The following is a 24,278-nucleotide window of genomic DNA, read 5'->3' as shown; positions in this document are numbered from 1 at the left end:
ATTAATCCTTTAATAGTTATTTCATTAAGCTTCATGGATTATGCCGTCATCGACTGATATGCTTCTAAAAAATTCTCATATTCGGCTTTATAGCCTATACAAATGGGTAAATGTGCAACAGAGTTAATATTGTATTTGATAGGAAGTTCTGAAGGTAAAACATCTAATGACTGATTATTGATAAAACAGAAATCAATTCCGAAATTTTTTGCTCCATGGCCATCACTTATTATTGAATCGCCAACCATTAACATGGAATGTTTTTCAATGCAATGCTGTCGCTTGCTAATAATTTCTGCTACCGCAATTTCAAAAATTTTTATATTAGGTTTTGCGACACCGATTTCGCTAGAAATAATATAACAATCAAACCAATTAGATAACTCAAGTTGTTGGTGCTTTTGCTCTTGTGTTTCCGTAAAGCCATTTGTAATAATCCCTAAAAAATGGTCTTTTTGATGTAAAAACTCAATAGCTGCTTTTACATGAGGCAGCCAACATGCATGTGCGCAAAGGCTTTTTTCATATTCACTGGCTATTTCTTCGATGGGTGTGGGGCATGGAAGTTTTTGGTTTAGATGTGTAAAGCGCAATAATCTCACTTCACTGGAGCTAAGAGAGTTACCCACTTGTTGCCACAGCAGTGTATTGATTTCTTTATATAAATGTTCAAAAACAGTGTATTCCACCGATGTATAAAATTGATTATAAATACTTATTAATCCCATTCGTTCAGAATAAGAAAAATCGATTAAAGTATCATCTAAATCAAACAGAATAACTTGATAAGGCATTAATGACTCCTCTCAGTCATTTTACATCCAAAAATGTAAATACCAGCTAACTATATATTTTCCCCAAAATAAACATATTAATCCACTTATGCATAGAAAAGGACCAAAGGGAATAGCTGTTTCTTTTGTTTTACCTTTTGAATACAAATATAATAGGCCAATAATTGTACCACTAATTGAGGAAAGAAGTAGAATTAAAGGTAAGTATATCCAGCCTAACCAAGCACCAAATGCAGCAAATAATTTAAAATCACCATTCCCCATGCCTATTTTACCAGTAAATAAATAGAATAGTTTTATAAATAGCCACATTCCAATATATGCTGCTGTCGCACTCAGTACTGCTTGGGGTAGAGGTGTAAACAGGTTTGCAGTATTGGCAATTAATCCTAACCACAATAAGCTTAAGGTAAGGCAATCGGGTAATAGTTGATGATCTAAGTCAATAAAAATTAAACAAATTAAAATCCATATGGCTATTAATGCAAAAAGCAATTGTATAGTAAATCCAAAATGCCAACTTGCATATATGGAGAGAAGCATGGTACTTAATTCAATTAAAGGATAACGGATTGGAATGGGACTTTTGCATTGATAGCAACGCCTACGTAAAAAAATGTAACTTAAAATAGGAATGTTTTGCCATGCTTTAACCATTGCTTTACAAGAAGGGCAAAATGATCTGGGAAAAAATAAATTAATCTTTTCTTGTTTGTCTCCTTCAACACCTATTAACTCGTTATATTGTTGCTTCCATTCAATTTCGAGCATTATAGGCAAGCGGTATATAATCACGTTAAGCAAGCTGCCTACAGCAAGTGAAAGTAACGCAATTAAAAGATACATCAACCATGCATTATGAGTGATTAAATCATATACCATCGAACAATCCTACCTAAAATTAAGCCTGGGGTTTCAGTGAAGAAATACCCAGAAAAGTAATACAAAATCTCTAGGACTCGCTTCGCAGTACCTAGGCTATTGATGAGAAACTCTTATATTGCAGCACCTAATTTAAAAATTGGCAAATACATTGAAACTACAAGGCCTCCCACTAGAACTCCCAAAATAGTCATAATTATAGGTTCTAGTAAACTACTGAGTGAGTCTACAGCATTATCAACATCTTCTTCATAAAAATCAGCAACTTTGCTTAGCATTCTTTCCAACGCACCTGATTCTTCACCTATAGCAACCATTTGAATTACCATATTTGGAAATAATTGAGTATTTTCCATAGCCTTATTCATTTGTTGCCCAGTAGATACTTCTTCTCTGATTTTATTTGTTGCGTTAGAAAAAATAATGTTCCCTGTTGCACCTGCTACTGATTTAAGTGCTTCAACCAGAGGCAGTCCTGCAGCGAAAGTAATTGACAATGTTCTTGCAAAACGAGCAATCGCAGCTTTTTCAATGATGGGGCCAATTATAGGTATTTTTAATAAGGCTTTGTCTATATTTTGAGCAAATTTTGGGGAGTGTTTTATTGCATAAATAAAAGCGTAAACAGCCCCAATTAATGATCCAAAAATAAGATACCAATAGGATTGGAAAAAATTAGAAAGGTTTACTACCGCTTTTGTCATCATAGGCAAATCTGCACCAAAACCTTTAAATAAGGCTTCAAACTGAGGTACCACAAAAATTAGTAATCCCGCCGTAACAATAAGGGCTACAATGATCACTGCTATAGGATAGGTTAGTGCTTTTTTGATTTTCTTTTTTATGGTTTCTATTTTTTCTTTATAAGTAGCGATTTTATTCAACATGATATCGAGAGAACCTGATTTTTCGCCAGCGTCGACCAAATTGCAAAATAAATCATTAAAATGAGAAGGATGCTTTTTTAAGGCTTCAGAAAGTGTCAATCCTGTTTCCACATCGTGTTTAATGTGTTCAATTAACTCTTTGAGCCGCTTGTTAGTTTGTCCTTTTGCTACAATATCAAAAGATTGAACCAAAGGGATGCCTGATTCAATCATTGTAGCTAATTGACGGCTAAACACAGTAATGTCTGAAGATTTAACTTTTCTGCTTTTTCGTTTGAAAAAAGGGGTACGTTTTTTGACAATTTTGCTAATAATAATCCCTTGTCTACGTAGTTCTACTTTAGCTAAAGCAAGGCTTCTCGCTTCAATATCCCCATTGATTTTTTGAGAAGCTTTATTAATTCCTATGTAATGAAAAGTTAAAGTGGTATTTGCATTTTTTTTCATTTTTTATGCAGTTAATCAACGGTTACCCGATTGACCTCCTCTATAGTTGTAATACCATGTTTTATCTTTTCAAGTCCAGATTGGTAAATAGTTAGCATGCCTTCGTCTTGTGCTGCTTTTAGAATATCAAGAGCATTACCTCCTGACATGATTAACTGACCTATGGTTTTAGTCATAGGTAATACTTCAAATAATCCAATTCTTCCTCGGTATCCGCCAGTACATTTATTACAACCTACGGCTTTGTATAACTTGATTTCTTGTACGTCTGATTCTGTAAAGCCTAATTCGAGTAATCCAGATTTAGTGAAGTCATCTCTTAAAATTTTACAATGCTCACATAATTTACGAGCCAGACGCTGCGCGATAATGAGGGTGACGGAACTAGTGATATTAAACGTTGGAATTCCCATATTCACTAAACGATTTAATGTTTCAGAAGCACTATTCGTATGCAAGGTTGAAAGGACTAAATGTCCTGTTTGTGATGCTTTAATTGCTATTTCTGCTGTTTCCAAGTCACGTATCTCCCCCACCATAATGATGTCGGGGTCTTGACGCAAAAAAGATCGTAGGGCATTAGAGAATGTTAATCCCGCCTTAAGATTAATGTTAACTTGATTAATGCCAGGCATTTTAATTTCTACAGGATCCTCAGCGGTGGAGATATTCACTTCTTTAGTATTAAGTATATTTAATGCGGAATACAACGTAACAGTTTTACCGCTTCCTGTAGGTCCGGTAACCAAAATCATGCCTTGAGGACGTTGAATGGAATGGATAAAATGATCTCTTTGCAGTGGGCTAAAACCTAAAGCTTCAATACCTAATTTAACCGAACCGGAATCAAGAATACGAGTTACTACTTTTTCACCAGCAATAGTAGGGCAGGTGCTAACACGAAAATCGATGGTTCTTGTTTTAGATAATTTCATTTTAAAACCACCATCTTGTGGAATCCGTCTTTCAGAAATATCTAAACAAGACATAATTTTGATGCGAGCAGTAATTCTGGCTGCTAATCTTGCAGGTGGAGTTGCTATTTCATGTAAAATTCCATCTTGGCGATATCGTATACGATATTCTTTATCATAAGGCTCAAAATGAATATCAGAGGCTCCTTGTTTAATGGCATCAAGAAGAATCTTATTAACAAATTTAACGATTGGAGCATCTTCTGTTATCGAGATGGGTGCATTGACATCATGCTCTTCTTCTTCATTAATAATGAGTCCATCAATCTCATTAGTATCGCCAACAAATTCGGATAAACATTGGTTTTCTTTAGTGGTGAGCAAATGATCAATTAGAACGTTGAGCTTGTCTGTTTCTACTACAATTGCATAAGTATTAAGTCCAGTTTGAAATTGGATTTCTTTCAGTGAGGTTTGTTTGCTTGGATCGTCAGTGGCTAAATATAAATGATTTCCTCGACAAAATAACGGAAGCATTGAATGACGACGGATTAATGTCTCACTCACTAAACTTGTAGGAAGCGTTTCTACATCAATACAATCGAGATCCAGCATAGGCACACCAAAATTTTGTGATGCTGTGAGGGCAATTTGGGTCGCAGATAATATATTGTTTTTAACAAGATATTGAACTAAAGAAATTTTTTCAGCATCGGCAAGCTTATAAAACTCTATGGCCTTAGATTTTTCTAAAAGTTTCTCTAAGACAAAAAGCTGTCCTATACCATATAATTTAAATTCATCGCTTCCTAACATAAATTCCAATTAGCTTTATAATAATATTAACTATAGTTAATGCATTCAATAAAAGCACGAGTTTCAATCTGCTCTTTATAACACAAGAGCCAAATGAGCTGATCAATAATGGTTCTTGCAAAGTTGGTTGTCCATATAAGATGTAGTACAGAGTAGAGGAGATCAATTGTCAACAGACCTAATTTGGTCTAATAAATAAAATTGATTGTATGCACCTAAAACTCGTTGTATTGTAGTTTAATTCAGGATTAACTATTTTAAAAGGCATTATTTTGTTGATTGAACGTCAAATAAAACAATATCGCGCCCTGAATAAATGGTTCCATTCGCCTTTGGGGCATTTTACTGCCCATGAGTTTTTGGTTAATCTGGATTCTACGATGGGGTATTCATATGGTGAGATATTATTGCAATTAGGAAATTGTGGTGATAATCCCTGGTTAAAAAAATTTAATTACATGCATAAATGGATTGCTTCCCCCTTTTATTTGGCCAACAAAAAGACTCAAATAGAATGTGCTTTAAATCAACTTCCTTTAGAGCGTAATAGTATAGATTGTATTATTGCACCACTTACATTAGAGCCTTTCGGAGGCAGTTTTAGCCTTATTGATGAAATTGATCGTGTACTTAGTCCTATGGGTTTTGTTATTTTATTAGGTATTAACCCTTGGAGTTTATGGGGTGGTGCGATGAAAATGGGGTTGCTCCATTGTTATAGCGATCCCAAAGTTAAAATGCGTACGCCTTTTAACCTTAATAGAGTATTTTTACAAAGAGGTTATCGACAACACTCTCTAAGTAGTTTTTGCTATATTCCTCCGGTAAGTAATCCTACACTCATTAAAAAATTCACGTTTTTAGATGAAATAGGTAAAATGCTTTGGCCGTTTCCATCGGGATTTTATTGTTATATTGCACAAAAATACCAACTCATTGAGCCATCACCGCAAATAAAATCAATAAAAGATTATGAAGCGCCATTACAGCCGATTTAATTTAAAGTTTGCGCTGATCTCACTACTTATTTTTTTAACTACTCTTTGGGTTTTAAATTCATATTAAATGGACTAGGACTTTTTAATTCAGGTAATGGAGGGGCATCTATTTCTACTGATGTATTAGATTGGCTTCGTTGCGATACTGTAGCATCGAATGTTTTTAAGCTGTTCATTAATACATTTTGATCAGAGCTACCAAAAGACGCTTGACTAATATCTTGCTTTAAATTTTCAACGATCGCTTTTTGGCTTCCTGTATAAAATTTACCGTTCCCAGGAGAAAATACGTAACTATCTTTAGATGAAAAAACAATATCACTTATAGATGCAATACTTATTGGAGTTATTTTACCACAACAAAATTGCTGATGATTTTTGATTTCATTTTCATAAAATATTTTTTCCTGATACTCGTCATGAAAAGAAAGAATAGGGGGATACTGTAGAAGGAGTTGCTCACGTTGTTTTTTTATTTCTTCATTATTTTCAAAGGCAATACATTCTGATTTAAAATGATCGATGAAATGTGATTGTTGTTGTCCTAACGCCAGATTTTGAAAAAAAATCATTTTATTTAAAGGAACTACTTCTGCTTGTTCTTGTGAGCTTTGCGTCATGATATATTGCCTCAATAATTACTAATATCTTATTCTCATCATCAGAAATTAAAATAGTTCTTGATCATTTAAAGAGTAGCAGTTCTCTAATGAAATGCGAATTACAACCTATGGTTACAAAATAAGTAAGGTATCGTTTTATCCCATACCTGAGTTAATTTAATTTGAACAGAGTACCTGTGTTTTTGTATACTTCATATTCTCATAAGATAAGGTTAGTTTTATGAATAAGAAAACAATATTCAGAATCACTTTTGCTAATCAAGAAGCAATTTATGAAATTTATGCGCGATCTGTGAAGGAAAGTGATATATTTGGGTTTCTCGAAGTTGAAGAACTCGTGTTCGGTGAGCAAACCTCATTGGTTGTTGATCCTTCCGAAGAGCGATTAAAAATTGAATTTAATGGTGTAAAGCGAACATTTATTCCCATGCATTCAATTTACCGTATCGATGAAGTAACAAAACAAGGAACAGCCAAAGTCAAAGATAATCCAGGCTATGGCAACAAAGTTAGCCCTTTTCCTGGAACAGGAAAAATAAAAGATTAATAAATATTTAGCGAAAACCAATTTTGCCTAGGGGATTTACAATGACTATTCCAGATAAAATCAAAGATGTTTACGAGAAATCAACTTGTTTGTATACGACAAACGAGGTTGAGGCAGCTCTAGATCGAATGGCGATTAATATTCACAAAGAATTACAAGCTGAAAATCCAGTTCTTGTTTGTGTTATGGTAGGAGGCTTGGTTCTTTTAGGTAATTTATTGCCGCGTTTAGATTTTCCTTTGGAAGTAGATTATGTACATGCGACTCGTTATAGAGGCGGGCTAATTGGCAATGAGATAGTTTGGAAGGTAAGGCCATCAACGAATTTAAAAGGACGTACAGTGCTTGTTGTTGATGATATCCTTGATGGTGGCGTTACTTTGGCAACAATTATTTCTGAAATCAAGGAATTAGGTGCAGCAAAAGTATACAGTGCTGTTTTGGTAGACAAATATCGTAAACGCGTAGCAAATGGCTTATCAAAAGCTGATTTTGTCGGTTTAGAAGTCGAAGATCATTATATATTTGGTTATGGCATGGATTACAACGAATATCTTCGCAATGCGCCAGGTATTTTTGTAGTACATCCAGATCATGAATAAAATAGCAAAAGAGTTTTAAGGTGATCAGTAGTTGTCACTAACATTATGTTTAAGCAGCAGTGCTCAAATTGCTGCTTAGGACTCCATTCCAAATCGCAGTTTTGATGTTTGGTTCGATCTTTTACTTCTTCAGAATTAAATAATTATCTTATAGTGTGTAAACGTTATTTGATCGTAATGGCCCTGCAACTTCAATTTTCTTTTTATTAACGTAATTATTCGTGTGGATCTCTCAGGAGCCTAGGATTAAATTTCATCATCTTGGCCATTTATACAATTCGTTCAACGAATGAGGTCGTTTTGAGTTAATGTTATCTTAATAGTTGGTGTTTAAAATATGTGCTCTTTTAAGACTTTTAGAGTCTAAGTCAATTACTAAATATTTAAGTAGAAATTAATCATGGCATTTACCTACAGTGATATGAGAAAATTTAATAAACATTTTGATGGTGATTCACGAAATGTTCTAAGCTCAGAGTTTTTGGCTCAATACATTGCAAGTCAGATTTTTAATATAATGGGGAATAATGTATTGGCAAATTATCCTGTTTTGCTTGAACAATCAGGGGTATTGGCGAAAATTTTTAATATAATGAACAATAATAAAAAGCCTATTTTGAAGAAACAATCAGGTTGTCTTTTTATGAAAATTTTGAGCGTTTATGATGAAATTCGAAAAAGAAAAGATGAAGAAATTGCTCATGAGATAATATCAAAAAATATTGGTGGTTCACTATCGATGCTTAGTGATTTAATTAAAAAACTTGAAGTCACACTCACTGAGGAAAGCAAAGGGTTGCTCGAGGCCATAAAAAAAACCTACAATACTCGAGTACAAGGTATTTGTCTCTCATATGCGATGAACCATTTGTTCCTCATCGATGAAAATACAAAACATAATATACATTTGTCCAAAACAGATAGAAACATAAAATATAGCATACAAGATATAAAAGAAGACTTACAGTTGCTCCCAGTGGGTTCAAATGAATATCGTTTGTAGCATTAACTTATACGGGTTTGGTTTCGGTCCCCAGAAAGACTCATATGCCTATAGTAATTTCCCGGATAGGTACTAAGACGGCATAATAAGAAATACTTTGTATTTCCTCAAACCCAAGTAACTTGTAGTCACTCCTGAAAGAACTCTTTTAGGCAATCCTAACTTGCTGAGCTATTACCTAATTTGTTTATTGGCGTTGGGCATAATTACCTATTAATTAGTAATGTACAAATTCAGTTTATATTGTCGAAATCATCGACTTGCGAGTCCTCCTGCCAACTCTCCCCCATCTATAATTAAAGATTGTCCTGTGATAAACCTCGCTTCATCTGAACATAAATAGCTAACAAGTGCTGCTATTTCTTCAGGCCTGCTTAATCGCTGTAAGGGGATTTTCTTAGCGCACTCCATCAGAGCTTCAGTCGAATATTCTTTTTCTTGCATAGGGGTTAAAACATAACCAGGGCAAATGGCATTAACGCGAAAATTAGGCGCCAGCTCAAGCGCTAATGTTTTTGTCAGCTCGATTAAACCTGCTTTACTAACATTATAACTTAAATAATTTGGCATCCCAACAATACCACTTACAGAAGCAATATTAATAATAGTACCGGTAGCCATAATGGACATAGCCGCTTTGGTAACTAAAAATGGGCCAGTAAGATTGACCGCGAGGGTGTGATCCCAATGTTTAGCTGTTGTTTTTAAAAATGATTCACGAATGCTAATCCCGGCATTATTAATAAGAATATCTAAATTTTGCCAAGTTTCTTTAATCTGTTTAAATGCTTGTTCCACTTGAGCTTCATTAGAAATATCACACTGAAAAGAAATATCTGCTTTAGGATGACTATTAGCTTGGATATCAATACAACAAACTTTAGCACCTTCAGAGTAACACCTATCGATTATAGCGGAACCGATACCAGAAACCCCTCCTGTAATCACCACATGTTTGTTTCTCATTACTTTGCTACCACCTCATTAAAAATAAGATTGCAAGATTCCACGTCTACGTATATCACAGGTCACACAATGAAAAGCTCCACCAAATCGCATCACATTACGAAACTCCAATGCAATAATATCAAATCCCCAGGATAACAAAAGATCAATCAATGGTTGTTCTTGTTTCTCAACAATAACTGTTTTCGGATTCAGCATTAACACATTCATACTGATCCAAGACGAGGACATATATAGAAGATGGGATGATGGAATTGTAGATTTTGGAGCACTACGAACCTCCCAATTTGCAAATTGTTTTGGTATTTTTTTAACTCGCATAGGATTAATTAATAATTTTCCAGGTGCTAAAGGCATAAAAGAAGCATCAATATGCATAGGAGAAGAATCAGAAATCTCGATAACATGAACTCGGTATTCATTGCCAATGTGTCTTGTTAACCAATCAATGCCCATCTGATTTGTAACATGGCTTTTTTGTACAAAAATATCCTTTCCACAACGAATGAAATCTGCTGCATCAAAAACAGGTTCAAATTCAGTAACAGCGTAGTTAGATGTTCCTAGTGGATCATGGCGATCAAAATTTTCATTGTAAAGTTCATCTAGTAGTTGCGGTTTTGGTCCTGTTAACCATTTTGCTCCTTTTAAAAAATACTCCTTAAGCAGTGGACGGTATGCTCCAAATTCAAAATAACGAGAGCGCCATGCCATAGGGGCTTCGATAATGGTATCTCCAATAACCATTAAAATATCTCGGGGCATAGCACTATATAAACCGCCAGCACTTTGCCAATTAGGAGTTGCGAATTGCATGCGATGATCAATCAAGCTTGGCCGTTTAACTATGACCCCTTCATTTTCTAGAGTCTTAGCCAAAATATTTAATTCAATTTCAGCTTGCTCTATATAAGTTTGCAGAAAACTATCACCCGCATTATTTTGAAAATATGTTTTATTGCTTTTAGGGACTGTAGCTTCTAAAGTGACATGCCATTCTGGAACTGCTGCCCCAAACATAACTCCTACAATAACCTCTTCTAGGGGATCCCATTCATTATAGGATAGAACTGTTGGACTAATATTCACAGAATTTTCCTCCGGTGTTAATCGCTAGGATCATTTTCTTTTGAAAAATCTCCATATCGAAGCCAATGGTAAAATCGTTCACCTGTAGAAATAGGTGTAAAGAAAAATTCTTTTTTATATGATTTCTGCAAAAGACCATACCTAAAAAAATCGATCATTGTTCTGCTTATATAAGCAGGTCCTAATCTTAGGAGCAAAGCAAGATAGTTTAAAGCTGAAACTGGCTTTCCGAACCAATGATTAATTGAAATAGATGGGGATTCGGAGCGGAGGTAATGCCACCATCCTCGTGGAATAAATAAGATGTCACCAGGACCAACTGTAGTTTCATAAATGGTCGCTTTAGAGAATTTAGGAAATTTAATTGCATCAAGACGCTCAGGATCAACTTGACTATTGACAATATTATCAAGAAAAGGATAAACCAAATGTGTATTATTAGTTGGTATCAGTATGACCCGTTTAGTTCCTAAAATCTGAGCAAAAATATTATCTTTTAGATCTGTATGTAATCCAGAACAAGTATTTGCTGAACCAATCCAAAGTCTTGTACTGGTTGGATAGTCAGTACAAGGAATTATTTGATGAAAATCAAATGATTGTTGTTCTTCTGCTAGTAAATCCGTCAGTTTAGAATAAGCAAGATAACAAGGTGAAGTATTATCCTCTAGGATCTTTTGGACAAACTCTGAGAACAGCATTTCTTGCTCATACAGTTCTTGGCCACCTTTTAATACACCAGTATATTGAGGTAAATTCAATAGTATTTTAATTTTTCTAGTACCATAACGATGTACAAGAAAATTAAAGTTCCATGACAATGCACACCAGTTTTTGGTTAGGCCATTAATTTTAATAGGCGTTCGTTGCCAAATATTTTGTAGTAATTCTTGATTATTTTGGCTATAAATCTCAGTAATAGGTTTTGTTTGCAACATAAACATCGTATTTTAATCTATATGTATTATATATATACATGTATTGTTGCTTTGTCCAATCTCAATTTGTGGGATGGATAAATTTGCCGGAATCAGCAAAATCTTTTACTCTCAAAATAAATACAAACCTTTTAGGATAGCTTGAATGACACGAAGTCAACTTATTACCGCAAGCACTGCAGGACTGATTATAGGTATCGATAATGTTATTTCGTTAATTGCTTTTTCTTCGATTATCTATCAAGGCGTATTGAGTCAATATATGCCAGTAGTAGTCAAATTATTTATCCTATCATCGATTATTATCGGAACAAACAGTTTATTACGCTCGAAGATTGGTTTTGCCATAGCCCAACTCCAAGACGAAGCAGCCATACTCTATGCTACATTAGCAGTTATTATTTATCAAAATTTGCCCGTTGGATTAAATTCAGAAGCCATTTTTATGACTACGTTGTTCATAATAGGTTTTACCACTTTTATTACAGGAGTTATATTTTATTTGGTGGGTAAATTTGAACTAGGCAATATTATTCGCTATTTACCTTATCCTGTTATTTGTGGTTTTTTTGCAGCGACAGGGCGGTTGATTTTCTCAGCAAATTTAAATCTTTTAGTGAATCACGTAATTGATTACCATCACTGGCTTTTATTATTTTCACCTGAAATACTCACGCATTGGTTACCTTCACTTATTGCCGCATTTCTCATCTTTATTTTTAAAATGAAATTCAAGAGTCAATATATTTTGCAAGGTGTTTTTTTCTTGCTTATTTTTTTATTTTATATTGTCCTATATGTAATGAATATTACGATTGCTGAAGCAGAAACCCAGGGCCTCCTGCTCGGCCCCTTTAGTTCTAATTCAATGAACGCCTCATTAAGTATTCATACGAGCTCATTTCATTTTTTCTTTTCCTTAGAGCTATTAAATTGCATAGGATTAGTCATTTTAATGAGCTTTATTGCATTATTACTTAATGTAAGCAGCTTGGAGTTTGCTTTAGAAAAGTCGATTAATTTAAACCAAGAATTGAAAATTGCTGGACAGGCTAATATGGCCAGTGGCTTATTTGGGGGAATAGTTGGTTATCTTTCGATCTCCTCAACCAGTTTCGCCCAAGAACAAGGCAAAAGTAAAATTACAGGATTTACCGCTTTTATTCCGTCCATCATTGTGTTTTTTTTAGGCATAGGATCAATAGAGCTCCTGCCAAAACTTGTTATTGGAACCTATTTATTTTATATCGCTATTAATTTTTTATATGAGTGGCTAATTGAAACATGGCGTGTATTAAGCGTTTCTGAATACTCAATTATTTTACTCATTGTTGTTACTTCTATATTTTTTAATATCATAGTAGCAGTAGGATTGGGTATTTTGATTTCTACTATTATTTTTGCTTTTCGTTACAGTATGGTAAGTCCCATTAAATACCAATTTTCAGGCTCGATTATTCATTCTTCATTTGTAAGACATCCTAAATTAAATGAGATATTAAGCCAGCATAGAGAAGAAATTCAGTATTTTAAATTGGAGGGATTTTTATTTTTTGGTTCAATTTACAATATACAAAAAACGATAGAGAAATTATCTAATATTCATTATGTTATTTTAGATTTTGAGTTAACCAATAATACGGACTCTTCATGTATCATCCTATTTAAAAGATTAGAACAGCTTGCCTTAAAAAATAAAATTGTTTTTATTTTTTGCTCTATGGCAGATACTATGTATGAAAATATAGTTCCTCTCTTAAGTCCTAAAAAAAACGCGCAATGGGTAAAGTTTTTTAAAGACCGTGAACATGCATTTCAGTGGTGCGAAAATCAATTATTGGATAATTACGCACATATTGAGTTACAAGAATCAAAATTAGAAACTCAACTATTAGATATTGGGTTTTCATCAGAATTAGTCAAAATTTTTAAAGAAAAATCCCATCCAAAATTCTATAAGCAAGATGAGATTATTTGTAATGAGGGTGATAATGCTTCTAATGTATTACTTGTTCATCGAGGTCAGGTTTATGTTTATATTGGAAGTAAATTAGTATTAACTGTTGCTTCAGGAAATATATTAGGTGAAATGGCTATGTATACTAATAATAAGCGAAGTGCAACTTTAATCGCATCGCAAGCAACTACCCTATACGAAATAAATATAAAGTTTATTCAGGAGTTACCAGAAACTAATCTTAAATTAATAGGACAATTTCATGAGTGTATGGCAAAGATTTTAGCAAACAAAATAATAGTACAAAATGAACATATGAAAATATTTGATAAATTTTAATTGGGCTCTTCACTATTGCGGTTAAAGAAAATAATTAATCGAGATGACGCCCGAAATTAAATCATTGCTATTTTTTCCAGCTAAGGTAATCCATAACCCAACAATAACACCCAAATCCTTGGAGAAGTTATATTCCAAGGCAGGGGCAATTGAAAATTGTTGACTTGCGTTATTACCAATAAAAGCCGGCTCATTTGTTAATGTAGTACCCACTTCGCCATTGAACGTCGTTTTTTGATTTAATTGATAAAGAAACTCCATCACAGGGACCCAGTTCTGGGTCAAACTATATTCAAATGACAAATCGATAATATATTGAGGGCCAGGGTGAACAGTTCCTTTAGAATTGATGCCACCACCATAAATATTAAATCCATGCACGGATACTTTGCTGGAGAAAACTGAATATAAATTCAAACGAGAGCGTAGATAATGTTCTTTCTGGTAATGCTTTAAAAGTTGAAAGTCCAGTCCAACCACAGTTTGATAAGAACCAAATCCTGTTCCTTCCACACCATTAGCTTTTGGGTCAAAATTATCGTACTTACCCGTAGGGAAATTTTCATTTAACACAAATCGCAAATTAGGTTTCCAAGAATCAGACTGTTCAAGTAATTGTATGCCTAAACCCAAATTAGTATCAGCAAAACCAGTATAAGTTCTCCTTAAGGTAGAATTGATATCATAGGAACCAATGATCTGACAGTCGAGAATATCTGTGAGACCATGATAGATTGCCAAAATTGGATTAACAGTTCGAAAAGAAGGAATATGTGTTACGTTTCCATTTTTATCGAAATGACCTATGATGAAAGTATCAAAAAAATAAGGCTGTAAAACTGTATCACCTTTGGGAATTGTTTTTCCTGCTTGAGCAAAAATAGGGCCAGTATACCAAGGCTCTGCATATAGCACTGTGTTTGTAGCAGCTATAAAACACAATAAGATAAAAAGAATCGCACGTTCCAAACTTATCTTCACAATCCTTACTTAATTCTACAAGATCACTTGATAAAGAATAGCATACAATGCTTTTGTTTCAGATGGTATCCGAAAAGGTATTATGGGGTATTTTAAGAATACCTCAATGATAATGAGTTTTTAACAAGGCTTTAGGATTGCGAAAAAAATCGTATGCCTAGTGCATATCCTTTCGTTAAAAATTAATTCTATTTTTTGGTCTTTACAGAAGTTATAAGTAAGTTATTTGCTCTAAAAGTAAAAAAGGACCATATCCAATTTGATAGAACAGAAAATTTATTTCGGGCTCCAACAAGGAATGACACATGAATGACTCCCCAAAACCACCATGCAAGTTCTCCATAAAAACTTAAGCGATTGAATTCAACTATTGATGCTTTCCTGCTGATGGTCGCTAGACTACCCAAGTGAGTATAATTAAAAGAACTAGGTGCCGATTTATTATAAACATGAGCGGTAATTTTTTTTGCAACAAACTTTCCTCCTTGTTTGGCGGCAGGCGCGAGTCCAGGCATTGGTTTACCATGCCATAGATTTGCTGAGGCAGTGTCTCCTATGACATAAATGTTGTTGCAGTTGGGGACTGAAAAATCATTATTTACAATTACTCGTCCAGTATTATCTGCTGGTACATCTAGCCAAAGTGCGGCAGGAGAGGCTTTTACACCAGCAGCCCAAAATACGGACTTTGAATAAATTCTCTGACCTTTTACTATAACGCCCATTTCATCAATATGCTCAACTGTGCTATTTGTATATACTTTCACGCCAATTGCTTCTAAAGATTGTTGTACCTTGGCTGAGCTTTTTTCAGAAAAAGCGGGAAGCAATCGAGGTGCTGCTTGAATTAAAATGACATTAGCATTACCAGGATCAAAATGTCTGAAATCTTTTTCCATGCCATAGCGAGCAAGCTCAATAATAGCTCCGGCAAGTTCGATCCCAGTTGGACCACCACCGACAATAACAAAATTCAATAAATTTTGTCGCTCAACTTCGGTTTCTGCAATTTCGGCGCTCTCAAATGTTTGTATAATGCGACTACGAACAGCTATAGCATCTTCAATGCTTTTTAAACCGGGCGCATAAGGTTCCCATACATCCTTACCAAAATAACTATGTGTTGCTCCGCTGGCAATGACTAAATAGTCATAGGATAATTGAAATTGATCAGTAATGATAAGACGTTTCTCTTTATCAATAGAAGTTACTGTTCCCAGTAAAACCTGGGCATTAAATTGATCTAGAAAGATTGAGCGAATAGAGACAGCAATATCTCCAGAAGATAGATTACCTGTAGCAACTTGATATAAAAGCGGTTGGAAAAGATGATAATTATTCTTATCCACAAGAGTAACTTTAACTGGCACATGTCGAAGCGCTTTAGCACAAGCAATGCCACCAAATCCCCCACCGATAATTACCACATGGGGTAAATTATCGAGCGTAAAAGCAGGTTTCCCGGAGAGTTGTGGATATCGACGCTTGAAAAAGCTTAAAAGAATTTGATCAAATGAGAAAAAACCTGGCCCTGAAACAAATAAAATAGCCATTATCATCATCCAATAAGGAGCATAAGCAAGTTCGCTGGCATGGGCTTGATTGATGCAAATTAAGATAAGTAACAACAAAGCGATTAATCGTGTAGCTGCACCTAGAACTAAAAATAAGGGTAAAATAAAAATACCTGGATGATTAATCAATAAACTAAAAGAATGCAAAGGTAACCAAACAGAAACCAATTGCATTTCACTAGTGGTTATCTGTAAGACATAATTGCCGAGTAATAGACAAATTATCATTAGCCAAATGCGTAAACCTAAAAGATAAATAGTATCTGATGCTCGTTTAGTAACATTGAAAAAATTATGGATGCTCATTGCAAAGGGTAATGCGATACGACTTAAGCCTTGTTCGAATAAGTGATCTAATGAAAAAGGGCCTGGACCTCTTAATACGTAACCCATCATTAAGGTTATTAACAGTAAATTTAGATCGAGTTTAACATAGTATATCTGTGTCATAACTGAGAGAATGAGAATCATCAAAGCCCCTGCTCGAGTGAATAAACCCAAAATGAGACATCCACCACCCACAAGTTGTACAAATATTCCTAAGAATGCCTCATATTCGGGAGCTAACCATGGCACTGGATACTCGTTCGTGGCAAGTAATACGCTGATATTCCAGTGGTGTGCTTGTAGTAGTCCGGCAATTAATATCTTGTTACCAATCCAGAACCTAAACAAAAAATCAAAAAAAGGCCACGCTGTTTGCCCCAAAAATAGGGTCACATTGGAAATGGCTGTAAAGAAAATAGCCCCTTTATGTACAAGATATTTGGATTTTGAGTTTTTTTCTTGTTTTAAGGCATTCATTTTAATTATTCCATTAATAAGATCGTCATTTCATTCGTACAATTCTCAAATTGCAGGATGATTCTAATAGTGTATTATAGACCAAATATGTTATTTCACAGGGACATACTAGAAAGCATTTAGAATAAAAATGAATGACTTAGATATGGGCACCTGGAGCTGAATTTTCAAAGGTTTCACTAGGTTTGTTAACTGTTATTTATAAGACAATTTTCCTGAATCCAAGCATGCAATTCTTTTACAAGATAATTTGCCACTTCATCTTCAGGCATCTGATGGCTTAACATCTCACAAATATTCATAAACGATGCTTCTTGTATTATTGCATTGAGCATAATTCGTTCTGGACATTCTAGCTTACGGTATCGTACTTCAAGTTGATGGCGCCAGATCAGTATAAATTGCGGAATTTTAAGCTTCTTGGGAGTAGGAATTGATTTATGGCTACGTGACGCTTTAATAAGAGAAAGACTATTCCAATGCATGAGAAGTATTTTACATGAAGGATGCAGATGAAATTTCATTTCTGGCCATTGACTTAATGGTAAAGATTGCAAATCGGCTACAGATAATAAATGTGCATCATGAGCTACAATGGCTTGGTATTCAGCCCATTCAAATTCAGCAATTTCAGCTAAATGAGGCTTTTTCTTATAGGGTAAAGTTTCAGTTAAAAATTGACTGAGATTTTCCCCAAAATTATTGAGTGAATAATTGTATGATGGATACGCATGGGTATAACTTTGACTCATTTGGCTAAATTTATTTTCACCCATTACTGCAGCTAATGTACTATAGTCGCTCATTAATGCTTCTTCTAGCCGTGCGTAAAAGCCATCGGCATAGATAGCTACTCTGTCTGCAATAGATCCTTTAGGTGGAGAATCAAGAAAAGGATTAATGAGTGGTTCAGAGGTCAGAATAGAGTCTTGTAATAAAGTATGTAATTCAGTAATTTTCATATGCTAAATCCGTTTTTTCAATGAGTAAACTACTTAGCTTAATTGCTTTTGCATATTCTAATTCTTGCCATAAATCGTCAAACGGCGGAATATGATCATCACGCTCAATCATCGTTGATATGTCACCAAAACGTTTGGTCGCTTGGGCGTATAGGTCCCAGACTTCCGTTATGACTGGGTGATCATGTGTATCAATAATGTAATCGCCACAATTCAGATGTCCAGCCAAATGAAATTGTTGTACCCGATCAACTGGAATGTTTTGCAAGTAGCTTTCAGGATTAAAGCCATGGTTATAGGAGCTTACATAAATATTATTTAAATCTAATAAAATGAAACAATCTGCATGATTGGCTATTTCAGAGAGAAACTCCCATTCAGTCATTTCAGATTCTTTGTAAGTGATATAACTGGACACATTTTCGAGCAGTATTTGTTGCTGGTAAAAATCCTGTACGTATTTAACTCGCTCAACAATACGAGTGATGTTTTTTTCTGTATAAGATAGAGGTAATAAATCATGCATATTGCGTTGATGGACACCAGTCCAGCATAAGTGATCAGAAATCCATTTTGGTTGAATCCTATCAGCCAGTTGTTTTACTCTCTTAAGATAATCAATGTTTAGAGGATCTGTGCTACCAATTGATAATGATACACCATGCATCACAATAGGATAATTTTCGCGCACTTTATCTAAGTAATAAAGAGGATTTCCCCCATCAACCAAGTAATTTTCGGTGAGGATTTCAAACCATTCTACTTTCGGGGTGTGCTCTAAAATATAACTGTAATGCTCTGCTCGTAAACCTAATCCCATTCCTAAAGGCAAATTTTTTTTAGGATGGGCTTGTGTACTTTTTTCCATCTGCTTTTCCTAGACGGGAGATCTGTTGTTATAGGTGAATTGATATCTTGTTAAGACATCAATTCACGTGACATATTATGACTTACTAGCTACTTTTTCCATTGCATTTGTTTGAACCTTTGCAGCTGCTTTTACTTTTACAATGGTTCTTGCCTTTGCAGCTGTTTTTACCTTTGCAGCAGTTTTTGCCTTTACAATGGTTCTTACCTTTACAGCTATTTTTGCCACTGCAGCTGTTTTTACCACTACAACTGTTCTTACCATTACAGCTATTTTTTGCTAGGTTGGTGGGGGAGTTAGTGTTAGTCCCATTACTGTCGAGGGCGGAAGAGGCATAAACGCCTGAAGTAAACAACGCGGCAGCTGTAGCGGCAATAATTAAGCTTTTTTTGTTCATTTTCAATCTCCATATAATGAAACAGCGAAAGGAAACAGCGAAAGGAAACAGCGAAAGGAAACAGCTTCATAATCATAGTTGAATGAGAAAAGAAGTACAAGTGAGCATGGAAACACATATTTATTTACTTAAATAAGGGTTTTAATGATATGAATAACTTTTCTTCTTCGCGCTGTAAGCCACCTAAGGAAGAGGAGCTAAAAAAAAATTGCTTGAGGGGTAGCGGAGGATCAAGCTTACCTTTCTTGTCTAACCCCTTTTTTGCCATGTTTCTCACATCAGCAGTTAGAGCATGAGCACTAAGAAACTCTAATTGACTGAACATTAATTTTTGTCGTTTATCATCATATTCATCCCAGCTATTAAATTTCTCTGTTAAATTAGCAGCTAATGTAGGATTTATTTTTTCTAACTGCAAAATAACATCAACAATTAACTGGTAACCTTTTCCTGATGCAGCATGAAAACCATATGGATTTTTAATAAATGTACCTAATAATGCATTGACTTTATTAGGATTGGATAAATCAAAAGCAGGGTGCGCCATCAATTGAGCAACATGTTTTACTGCATTTTTTGTATGTGTTGCAGCTTGAACATTAAACCAATAGTTAACTGCGCTTAGATCATCTTGCCAATAGTGATAATAGCGTTCTAGAAGCTCATCTGATATGCTGCTGTTGTGCTGAAGCAATAAGTTTAATGCTGACATACAGTCTGTCATATTTTTACCTAACGAATCATTAAATTGTTCAATTAACTCCTGTTCCGTTTTTTCTGGTTGTACAGAAAGCAGGTAATTATGATACACATGCTTTAAACGGCGTAGACCTGCAGCAAATATATCGAATGACTTAAATGGTGAGTTTTCAGGTGTAGGTAATTTGTCCAAATTTTTTTGCGCGCACAATAGATCTTCTTTCAATTCCGTAGCAAGTTGGTTTTGTATTAATTGACGGGCCCGCGTAATTTTTTCAAAATCCTGATTTTGTAACTCAGCAAATAAAACTTCTTCTGAGGGTATGGCGATGAGTTCAGCAAGAAGCCAATAATTTAATGAATGAGTGATTTCATTGAGCACGTTACGATATACCTGAAAAAACTGAGGTTCAAGCACCATGGATTTACCCAAACAATAATCGCTTACCATTCGTATAATTAATTTTTTCGCAGCTTCGCACCGATTATAAATATTTGTATCATGTTGCATTAATAACAATAATTGCTCAGTATTATAAGTAAACTCAAGAGAAATAGGTGCTGAAAAACTGCGTAATAAAGATGGGGTAGGGTGAGAATTAATATTATCAAAATGAAACTCCATATCAGCTTTATCCACCGTAATTAGAGTATCACTTAGAATTTCTGCACCATCGCTATTGAGAAGTCCTACCATAATAGGTATTGGTCGTTCTTTGCTTTCTTTAATTTTAAATTTTAAAGTATATCGTTTTGTTTCTGCATTGTATTCGTCAGTAACAGCTACTTGCGGAATGCCGGATTCGGTAAACCATTTTAAAAAAGGACGCATGTTTTTTTCGGTGTATGCGCTTAATGAATCCAATACATTTTCTAAGGTAACTGCTCCACCATCATTTTCTTTTAAAAATTGAGTCATGCTGGTATAAAAATCTTTTTCGCCTAAAGAAAGCATCATCATGCGAAAAATATCAGCGCTTTTTTCATAGGCGGCAGGAGTATAGAGACTTCTCACATTAGTATATGTATCTTGACGTGGGGCGCGCTCATCAAGGTTTTTACCATCAAGAACACGGATTAAATCGGTACCAAACAAATGCTCACGGAGCATGGCGGCCCTAAATGTTGTTAATCCCTCTTTAAAGGGTAAATTAAACCAGTCACGAATTGTAACGCGATCTCCTGACCAATAATGAAAATACTCATGGGCGACGACTTCTAATACGCGTAAAATATCATTATCAGTACGCGTTTCGGGGGTTGCAAATAAATTTGCAGTATTAAACAAATTTAATCCAGTAGGTTCAGACGCTCCTGAAGCATATTTATCAACACCTGCAACCATATGTTGAGGTAAATCACATTCTAAATTAAAAATGATTTCTTCCCAACGCATTGCTTCTTTTAATGTCTCTTTAGCAAAATCACACTTTGCGGTGGCAGTAGGAGGTACGTAAAATTCAATAGGTAACTCACGATCAGAACGAGTCTTAAAATAAGTTACCGATTTTTGGAGTTTTCCTGCGACCAAAGCAAAAAGATAACTGGGTTTGGGCGTCATATCTAGCCAAGTTACTGCATGGAGCCCTTCATTTAAGTCTTTTTGCTCTATCAGAGTTCCGTTAGAGAGTAATACTGGGTAGTCTTTCTTTTTAGCGATAATGGTTGTTTTATATGTGGCTAAATTATCTGGGCGATCGTTGCAATATAAGACACGTCGTAGACCTTCGGTTTCAGCTTTAACAAGAATTGTTCCTTCTGTTTCGTATAAACCGAATAAATCAGTGTTTTCACCTAAACGGGTTGTTGTTTCAAGTGTAAATTCTTTTTCTTGAGGAATGTTTTTGATTATTAAAGAGTCTTTTGTGAGCTCATATTCTTCGGGAGAGAGTATTTTCCCATTAAGAGCAATTGATTCCAGGCTCATATTCTCACCGTCTAATTCCAAATTAACAGAGTGAGATTGTGATTTGGGATTAGGCTCAATAGTCAAGCAAGCTTTTGATTGTACTGGTTTTTTAGAAAGATCAATTTCTAAATCAACATGTTTTATTAAATAATCAAGAACTTGATAGTCACTTAACCTAAATACTCCAGAATGATTTTTCATGAAACTCCCTAATTCATGTTAGATTCTGGAGCAACAATATAAGATCAAAAGGGTTATTTCAACTGAAATAATAGTTCTTGGGGCTCAAGCGCGCAGAATTGCTCCTATATAATGACCATCTGGATCAATAATAAAAGCACCATAATAATTAGGATAATAATTGGTTCTATATTTAGGTTCACCATTGCATGTTGCCCCCTGTTGCAACGCTATAGTGTAAAACTGTTCCACGGCTTTTTTATTTTCTGCAACAAAAGTAATATGGCTAAAATAATCGCTCTTTTTCCCTTCGCCAAACCAAAATTCAGGTTTATCTTTTTTACCAAACCCTGCCCACTGATTTTGTTCTTTGATTAAAGTAATATCTAGTGGTTCTAAAACATGGCAATAGAAATTTTTGGAGCGCTCATAATTAGAAACCGTAATTCCAACATGATCAAGAATCATTCAATAATCCTCCAAATTTTTTATTCGGCCCATAGTTACTCATTAATAAAGCCAACAAAAAATAATGCTACTTCTCTTAAAATATCTTTTTAGGGCATTCTCAACATTTGAATCTTCAAACAAAGATGGCGATCTTTATTTCACTTTGTTTGAATTTTGACCATGATCTTTCTATACTGATTATTATAGGTGTACAGGAGATATACATGGGTAAAGATATTACTATTAATTTTGCAAGATTAGAAGAAGATCACCAGAGTTATATTCAGAATTATCAAGAAAAATTTATTGGTGAACTGCAAAAGTTAGTTGATATTATTAAAGAAAACAACCCAGAAAGCAGAATATCTAAAGACAAGGTTATAAATCCAGCAAATTGGTCATTAAAACACATTACTCCAGATACAGGACGGAGTTCGGCAAATATTTCTCTAAAAATATTCAATCGTCCAACTGAATCAGCACCAAATGGGAGTTTATTTGAATTTTTAAAAAATCAGCTTAAGGAAGCACAAAAGAATACTCCGCCTGAGCGTAAAGAGGAGATAAAACAGCTTAGAGGTTATGTGGATTTGTTAAATTTACAAGCTACATCAGTTATCGCGGAAGTAGGCGCGCTTGATTATTTATTTAAATTTGGGCGACATATCATGGAGTTACGTGAGGTGTATCTTCAAACGAACCCAAATGTAAATACTGATGATATAATATTATTTAATCAAACTATTCATTATATTGAGCAGTTAAAAGAAGCTTTTAAACAATATTCTCTCGATTTTTTGACCAATGGTACCTTAGAGCAACATTCTACCGTAGATGCTGGTATATTAAGAGAAAAGGTTGTTACTCTTTATAAAGCAATAAAAGAAAATATGGGCGAACTTGTTGCCAATAACTGCATAGAGCCTAAGTATATGCAAAAGATAAAGAGCGAGGTTAATTCAGCCTTAGGATGCTTTGAACATAAAAATAATATTAGTTTTGCACTGCCTACAGGTGGCGAAACAAAAAAACAGAAAACACGTAAAATTGCTCAATTAGGTTTAGGAATTGGCACTATAACTAGTACTGTACTTGCTGTTGGTTCTACAGCGATAACTCCTGTATTCCCCCCTGCAGCATTAGGTTCTGCTATTTTTGGTGTTGGTGCACTGGCTTGTGGTGTTGCAGGCTCAGGTATTACTATTTATAACAGTGCAGAAAATTATTTAAAATATAAAATACCACCTAATACTGGGGAAAAAATAACAGTGGGGCTGTTTGTTGCGTCATTTGGAATAGGCGTGGGTGCTTCTGCCTTAAGCTCATCTTTACCTATTCTTGCCACGGTTGTTTCTGGCGCAAACAAGACTGTAAAAACGAGTTATGTAAGTGGAGTAGTTGGAAAATCAATATATGATATTCCCGATCAAAAAAAGCTAAAGGGTGAGCTAAAAGCAAAAGGAGAGGATCAAGGCGCTTCTAGTGATAAAGTACAAGATCAAAGCTCTTCCAATTCAAACACGCCTAATCCCTGATAAGCCGAAACTATGGCAAAAGAGTTGTACGTGCAGAAGAAAATCCAAATTACACTTTGTTGAGTTATCGACAGCTCAATGACAGTGATAACACGCCTAAATATCCGAGGAACGATC

Annotated in this window: 21 protein-coding genes; 6 read left to right on the top strand and 15 right to left on the bottom strand. The window is 34.8% G+C overall.

The genetic code is table 11. The features are described from left to right. Positions 1-38: 38 nt before the first annotated feature. The 4 genes from Lsan_RS13115 to pilB form a co-directional block, all read right to left on the bottom strand. Complete coding sequence (locus Lsan_RS13115) at positions 39-794, bottom strand: HAD-IA family hydrolase (protein WP_058514677.1); 756 nt, start codon at positions 792-794, stop codon at positions 39-41. A gap of 21 nt (positions 795-815) precedes the next feature. Next, a complete protein-coding gene (locus tag Lsan_RS13110) occupies positions 816-1,676 on the bottom strand; it encodes a prepilin peptidase (protein WP_058514676.1) in 861 nt (286 codons plus the stop codon). A 113-nt stretch (positions 1,677-1,789) separates the two neighbouring features. Then, positions 1,790-3,010, bottom strand: a complete 1,221-nt coding sequence (locus tag Lsan_RS13105; RefSeq protein ID WP_058514675.1) for a type II secretion system F family protein — start codon at positions 3,008-3,010, stop codon at positions 1,790-1,792. 11 nt (positions 3,011-3,021) lie between these two features. Continuing rightward, entirely contained in the window at positions 3,022-4,740 is a 1,719-nt protein-coding gene (gene pilB / locus Lsan_RS13100; protein ID WP_058514674.1) for a type IV-A pilus assembly ATPase PilB, read from the bottom strand. Positions 4,741-5,012: 272 nt separating this feature from the next. Here pilB and Lsan_RS13095 point away from each other — a divergent pair, with 272 nt between their 5' ends. Further along, positions 5,013-5,738, top strand: coding sequence for a methyltransferase domain-containing protein (locus tag Lsan_RS13095; RefSeq protein ID WP_058514673.1), 726 nt, complete (start codon positions 5,013-5,015; stop codon positions 5,736-5,738). 38 nt (positions 5,739-5,776) lie between these two features. On the opposite strand, the gene Lsan_RS13090 is transcribed toward Lsan_RS13095, so the two are convergent. Continuing rightward, positions 5,777-6,358, bottom strand: coding sequence for a protein kinase family protein (locus Lsan_RS13090; RefSeq protein ID WP_058514672.1), 582 nt, complete (start codon positions 6,356-6,358; stop codon positions 5,777-5,779). Between the two features lie 223 nt (positions 6,359-6,581). Here Lsan_RS13090 and Lsan_RS13085 point away from each other — a divergent pair, with 223 nt between their 5' ends. The 3 genes from Lsan_RS13085 to Lsan_RS13075 all read left to right on the top strand — a co-directional run bounded on the left by Lsan_RS13085 (position 6,582) and on the right by Lsan_RS13075 (position 8,513). Continuing rightward, positions 6,582-6,908, top strand: coding sequence for a DUF1820 family protein (locus Lsan_RS13085; protein WP_058514671.1), 327 nt, complete (start codon positions 6,582-6,584; stop codon positions 6,906-6,908). Between the two features lie 41 nt (positions 6,909-6,949). Next, positions 6,950-7,510 carry a hypoxanthine-guanine phosphoribosyltransferase gene (locus Lsan_RS13080; RefSeq protein WP_058514670.1) on the top strand — a complete coding sequence of 187 codons (561 nt, stop codon included), beginning with the start codon at positions 6,950-6,952 and terminating at the stop codon, positions 7,508-7,510. Positions 7,511-7,910: 400 nt separating this feature from the next. Beyond that, complete coding sequence (locus Lsan_RS13075; protein ID WP_058514669.1) at positions 7,911-8,513, top strand: hypothetical protein; 603 nt, start codon at positions 7,911-7,913, stop codon at positions 8,511-8,513. A gap of 252 nt (positions 8,514-8,765) precedes the next feature. Here Lsan_RS13075 and Lsan_RS13070 read toward each other — a convergent pair whose 3' ends face one another. Genes Lsan_RS13070 through Lsan_RS13060 form a run of 3 tightly spaced genes read right to left on the bottom strand, consistent with a single transcriptional unit; the run spans position 8,766 to position 11,506 of the window. After that, entirely contained in the window at positions 8,766-9,479 is a 714-nt protein-coding gene (locus tag Lsan_RS13070; protein ID WP_058514668.1) for an SDR family NAD(P)-dependent oxidoreductase, read from the bottom strand. Positions 9,480-9,497: 18 nt separating this feature from the next. Continuing rightward, positions 9,498-10,568 carry an amidinotransferase gene (locus Lsan_RS13065; protein ID WP_058514667.1) on the bottom strand — a complete coding sequence of 357 codons (1,071 nt, stop codon included), beginning with the start codon at positions 10,566-10,568 and terminating at the stop codon, positions 9,498-9,500. Between the two features lie 17 nt (positions 10,569-10,585). Beyond that, positions 10,586-11,506 carry a cupin-like domain-containing protein gene (locus Lsan_RS13060; protein WP_162265609.1) on the bottom strand — a complete coding sequence of 307 codons (921 nt, stop codon included), beginning with the start codon at positions 11,504-11,506 and terminating at the stop codon, positions 10,586-10,588. Positions 11,507-11,651: 145 nt separating this feature from the next. On the opposite strand from Lsan_RS13060, the gene Lsan_RS13055 reads away from it, so the two are divergent. After that, a complete protein-coding gene (locus tag Lsan_RS13055) occupies positions 11,652-13,802 on the top strand; it encodes a SulP family inorganic anion transporter (RefSeq protein WP_058514665.1) in 2,151 nt (716 codons plus the stop codon). Between the two features lie 21 nt (positions 13,803-13,823). Here Lsan_RS13055 and Lsan_RS13050 read toward each other — a convergent pair whose 3' ends face one another. The 7 genes from Lsan_RS13050 to Lsan_RS13025 all read right to left on the bottom strand — a co-directional run bounded on the left by Lsan_RS13050 (position 13,824) and on the right by Lsan_RS13025 (position 22,644). After that, positions 13,824-14,783, bottom strand: a complete 960-nt coding sequence (locus Lsan_RS13050) for a transporter (protein WP_162265608.1) — start codon at positions 14,781-14,783, stop codon at positions 13,824-13,826. 188 nt (positions 14,784-14,971) lie between these two features. Then, positions 14,972-17,161 (bottom strand): FAD-dependent oxidoreductase, encoded by a 2,190-nt coding sequence (locus Lsan_RS13045; protein WP_065236307.1) that lies wholly within the window; start codon positions 17,159-17,161, stop codon positions 14,972-14,974. Between the two features lie 188 nt (positions 17,162-17,349). Then, positions 17,350-18,123 (bottom strand): HvfC/BufC N-terminal domain-containing protein, encoded by a 774-nt coding sequence (locus Lsan_RS13040; protein ID WP_058514663.1) that lies wholly within the window; start codon positions 18,121-18,123, stop codon positions 17,350-17,352. Beyond that, on the bottom strand, positions 18,110-18,991 hold the full coding sequence (gene bufB, locus Lsan_RS13035) for an MNIO family bufferin maturase (protein ID WP_058514662.1): 882 nt from the start codon (positions 18,989-18,991) through the stop codon (positions 18,110-18,112). The genes Lsan_RS13040 and bufB overlap by 14 nt, the downstream gene beginning before the upstream one ends. A gap of 75 nt (positions 18,992-19,066) precedes the next feature. Next, positions 19,067-19,255, bottom strand: a complete 189-nt coding sequence (locus Lsan_RS22650) for a hypothetical protein (protein ID WP_193392712.1) — start codon at positions 19,253-19,255, stop codon at positions 19,067-19,069. A 257-nt stretch (positions 19,256-19,512) separates the two neighbouring features. Next, entirely contained in the window at positions 19,513-22,197 is a 2,685-nt protein-coding gene (pepN, locus tag Lsan_RS13030) for an aminopeptidase N (RefSeq protein ID WP_058514661.1), read from the bottom strand. Between the two features lie 84 nt (positions 22,198-22,281). Continuing rightward, the gene (locus Lsan_RS13025) at positions 22,282-22,644 is read right to left on the bottom strand and encodes a VOC family protein (RefSeq protein WP_058514660.1); all 363 of its coding nucleotides are present in this window, start codon (positions 22,642-22,644) and stop codon (positions 22,282-22,284) included. A gap of 206 nt (positions 22,645-22,850) precedes the next feature. Here Lsan_RS13025 and Lsan_RS13020 point away from each other — a divergent pair, with 206 nt between their 5' ends. After that, positions 22,851-24,161 carry a hypothetical protein gene (locus Lsan_RS13020; RefSeq protein WP_058514659.1) on the top strand — a complete coding sequence of 437 codons (1,311 nt, stop codon included), beginning with the start codon at positions 22,851-22,853 and terminating at the stop codon, positions 24,159-24,161. The last annotated feature ends 117 nt before the right edge of the window (positions 24,162-24,278 follow it).

This window comes from Legionella santicrucis, from assembly GCF_001468135.1.
GTDB classification, from domain to species: domain Bacteria; phylum Pseudomonadota; class Gammaproteobacteria; order Legionellales; family Legionellaceae; genus Legionella; species Legionella santicrucis.
Note: the sequence above shows the minus strand (reverse complement) of the source record. Positions and strands in the feature narration are given on the sequence as shown.

What these genes read in the sequence shown, in the direction of transcription:
- Lsan_RS13090 (WP_058514672.1), bottom strand. Translation starts at nt 6,358, where the DNA reads ATGACGCAAAGCTCACAAGAACAAGCAGAAGTAGTTCCTTTAAATAAA.
- bufB (WP_058514662.1), bottom strand. Translation starts at nt 18,991, where the DNA reads ATGGAAAAAAGTACACAAGCCCATCCTAAAAAAAATTTGCCTTTAGGA.
- pilB (WP_058514674.1), bottom strand. Translation starts at nt 4,740, where the DNA reads ATGTTAGGAAGCGATGAATTTAAATTATATGGTATAGGACAGCTTTTT.
- Lsan_RS13075 (WP_058514669.1), top strand. Translation starts at nt 7,911, where the DNA reads ATGGCATTTACCTACAGTGATATGAGAAAATTTAATAAACATTTTGAT.
- Lsan_RS13045 (WP_065236307.1), bottom strand. Translation starts at nt 17,161, where the DNA reads ATGAATGCCTTAAAACAAGAAAAAAACTCAAAATCCAAATATCTTGTA.
- Lsan_RS13055 (WP_058514665.1), top strand. Translation starts at nt 11,652, where the DNA reads ATGACACGAAGTCAACTTATTACCGCAAGCACTGCAGGACTGATTATA.
- Lsan_RS13105 (WP_058514675.1), bottom strand. Translation starts at nt 3,010, where the DNA reads ATGAAAAAAAATGCAAATACCACTTTAACTTTTCATTACATAGGAATT.
- Lsan_RS13020 (WP_058514659.1), top strand. Translation starts at nt 22,851, where the DNA reads ATGGGTAAAGATATTACTATTAATTTTGCAAGATTAGAAGAAGATCAC.
- Lsan_RS13070 (WP_058514668.1), bottom strand. Translation starts at nt 9,479, where the DNA reads ATGAGAAACAAACATGTGGTGATTACAGGAGGGGTTTCTGGTATCGGT.
- Lsan_RS13025 (WP_058514660.1), bottom strand. Translation starts at nt 22,644, where the DNA reads ATGATTCTTGATCATGTTGGAATTACGGTTTCTAATTATGAGCGCTCC.
- Lsan_RS13060 (WP_162265609.1), bottom strand. Translation starts at nt 11,506, where the DNA reads ATGTTGCAAACAAAACCTATTACTGAGATTTATAGCCAAAATAATCAA.
- Lsan_RS22650 (WP_193392712.1), bottom strand. Translation starts at nt 19,255, where the DNA reads ATGGTAAGAACAGTTGTAGTGGTAAAAACAGCTGCAGTGGCAAAAATA.
- Lsan_RS13040 (WP_058514663.1), bottom strand. Translation starts at nt 18,123, where the DNA reads ATGAAAATTACTGAATTACATACTTTATTACAAGACTCTATTCTGACC.
- Lsan_RS13080 (WP_058514670.1), top strand. Translation starts at nt 6,950, where the DNA reads ATGACTATTCCAGATAAAATCAAAGATGTTTACGAGAAATCAACTTGT.
- Lsan_RS13110 (WP_058514676.1), bottom strand. Translation starts at nt 1,676, where the DNA reads ATGGTATATGATTTAATCACTCATAATGCATGGTTGATGTATCTTTTA.
- pepN (WP_058514661.1), bottom strand. Translation starts at nt 22,197, where the DNA reads ATGAAAAATCATTCTGGAGTATTTAGGTTAAGTGACTATCAAGTTCTT.
- Lsan_RS13085 (WP_058514671.1), top strand. Translation starts at nt 6,582, where the DNA reads ATGAATAAGAAAACAATATTCAGAATCACTTTTGCTAATCAAGAAGCA.
- Lsan_RS13115 (WP_058514677.1), bottom strand. Translation starts at nt 794, where the DNA reads ATGCCTTATCAAGTTATTCTGTTTGATTTAGATGATACTTTAATCGAT.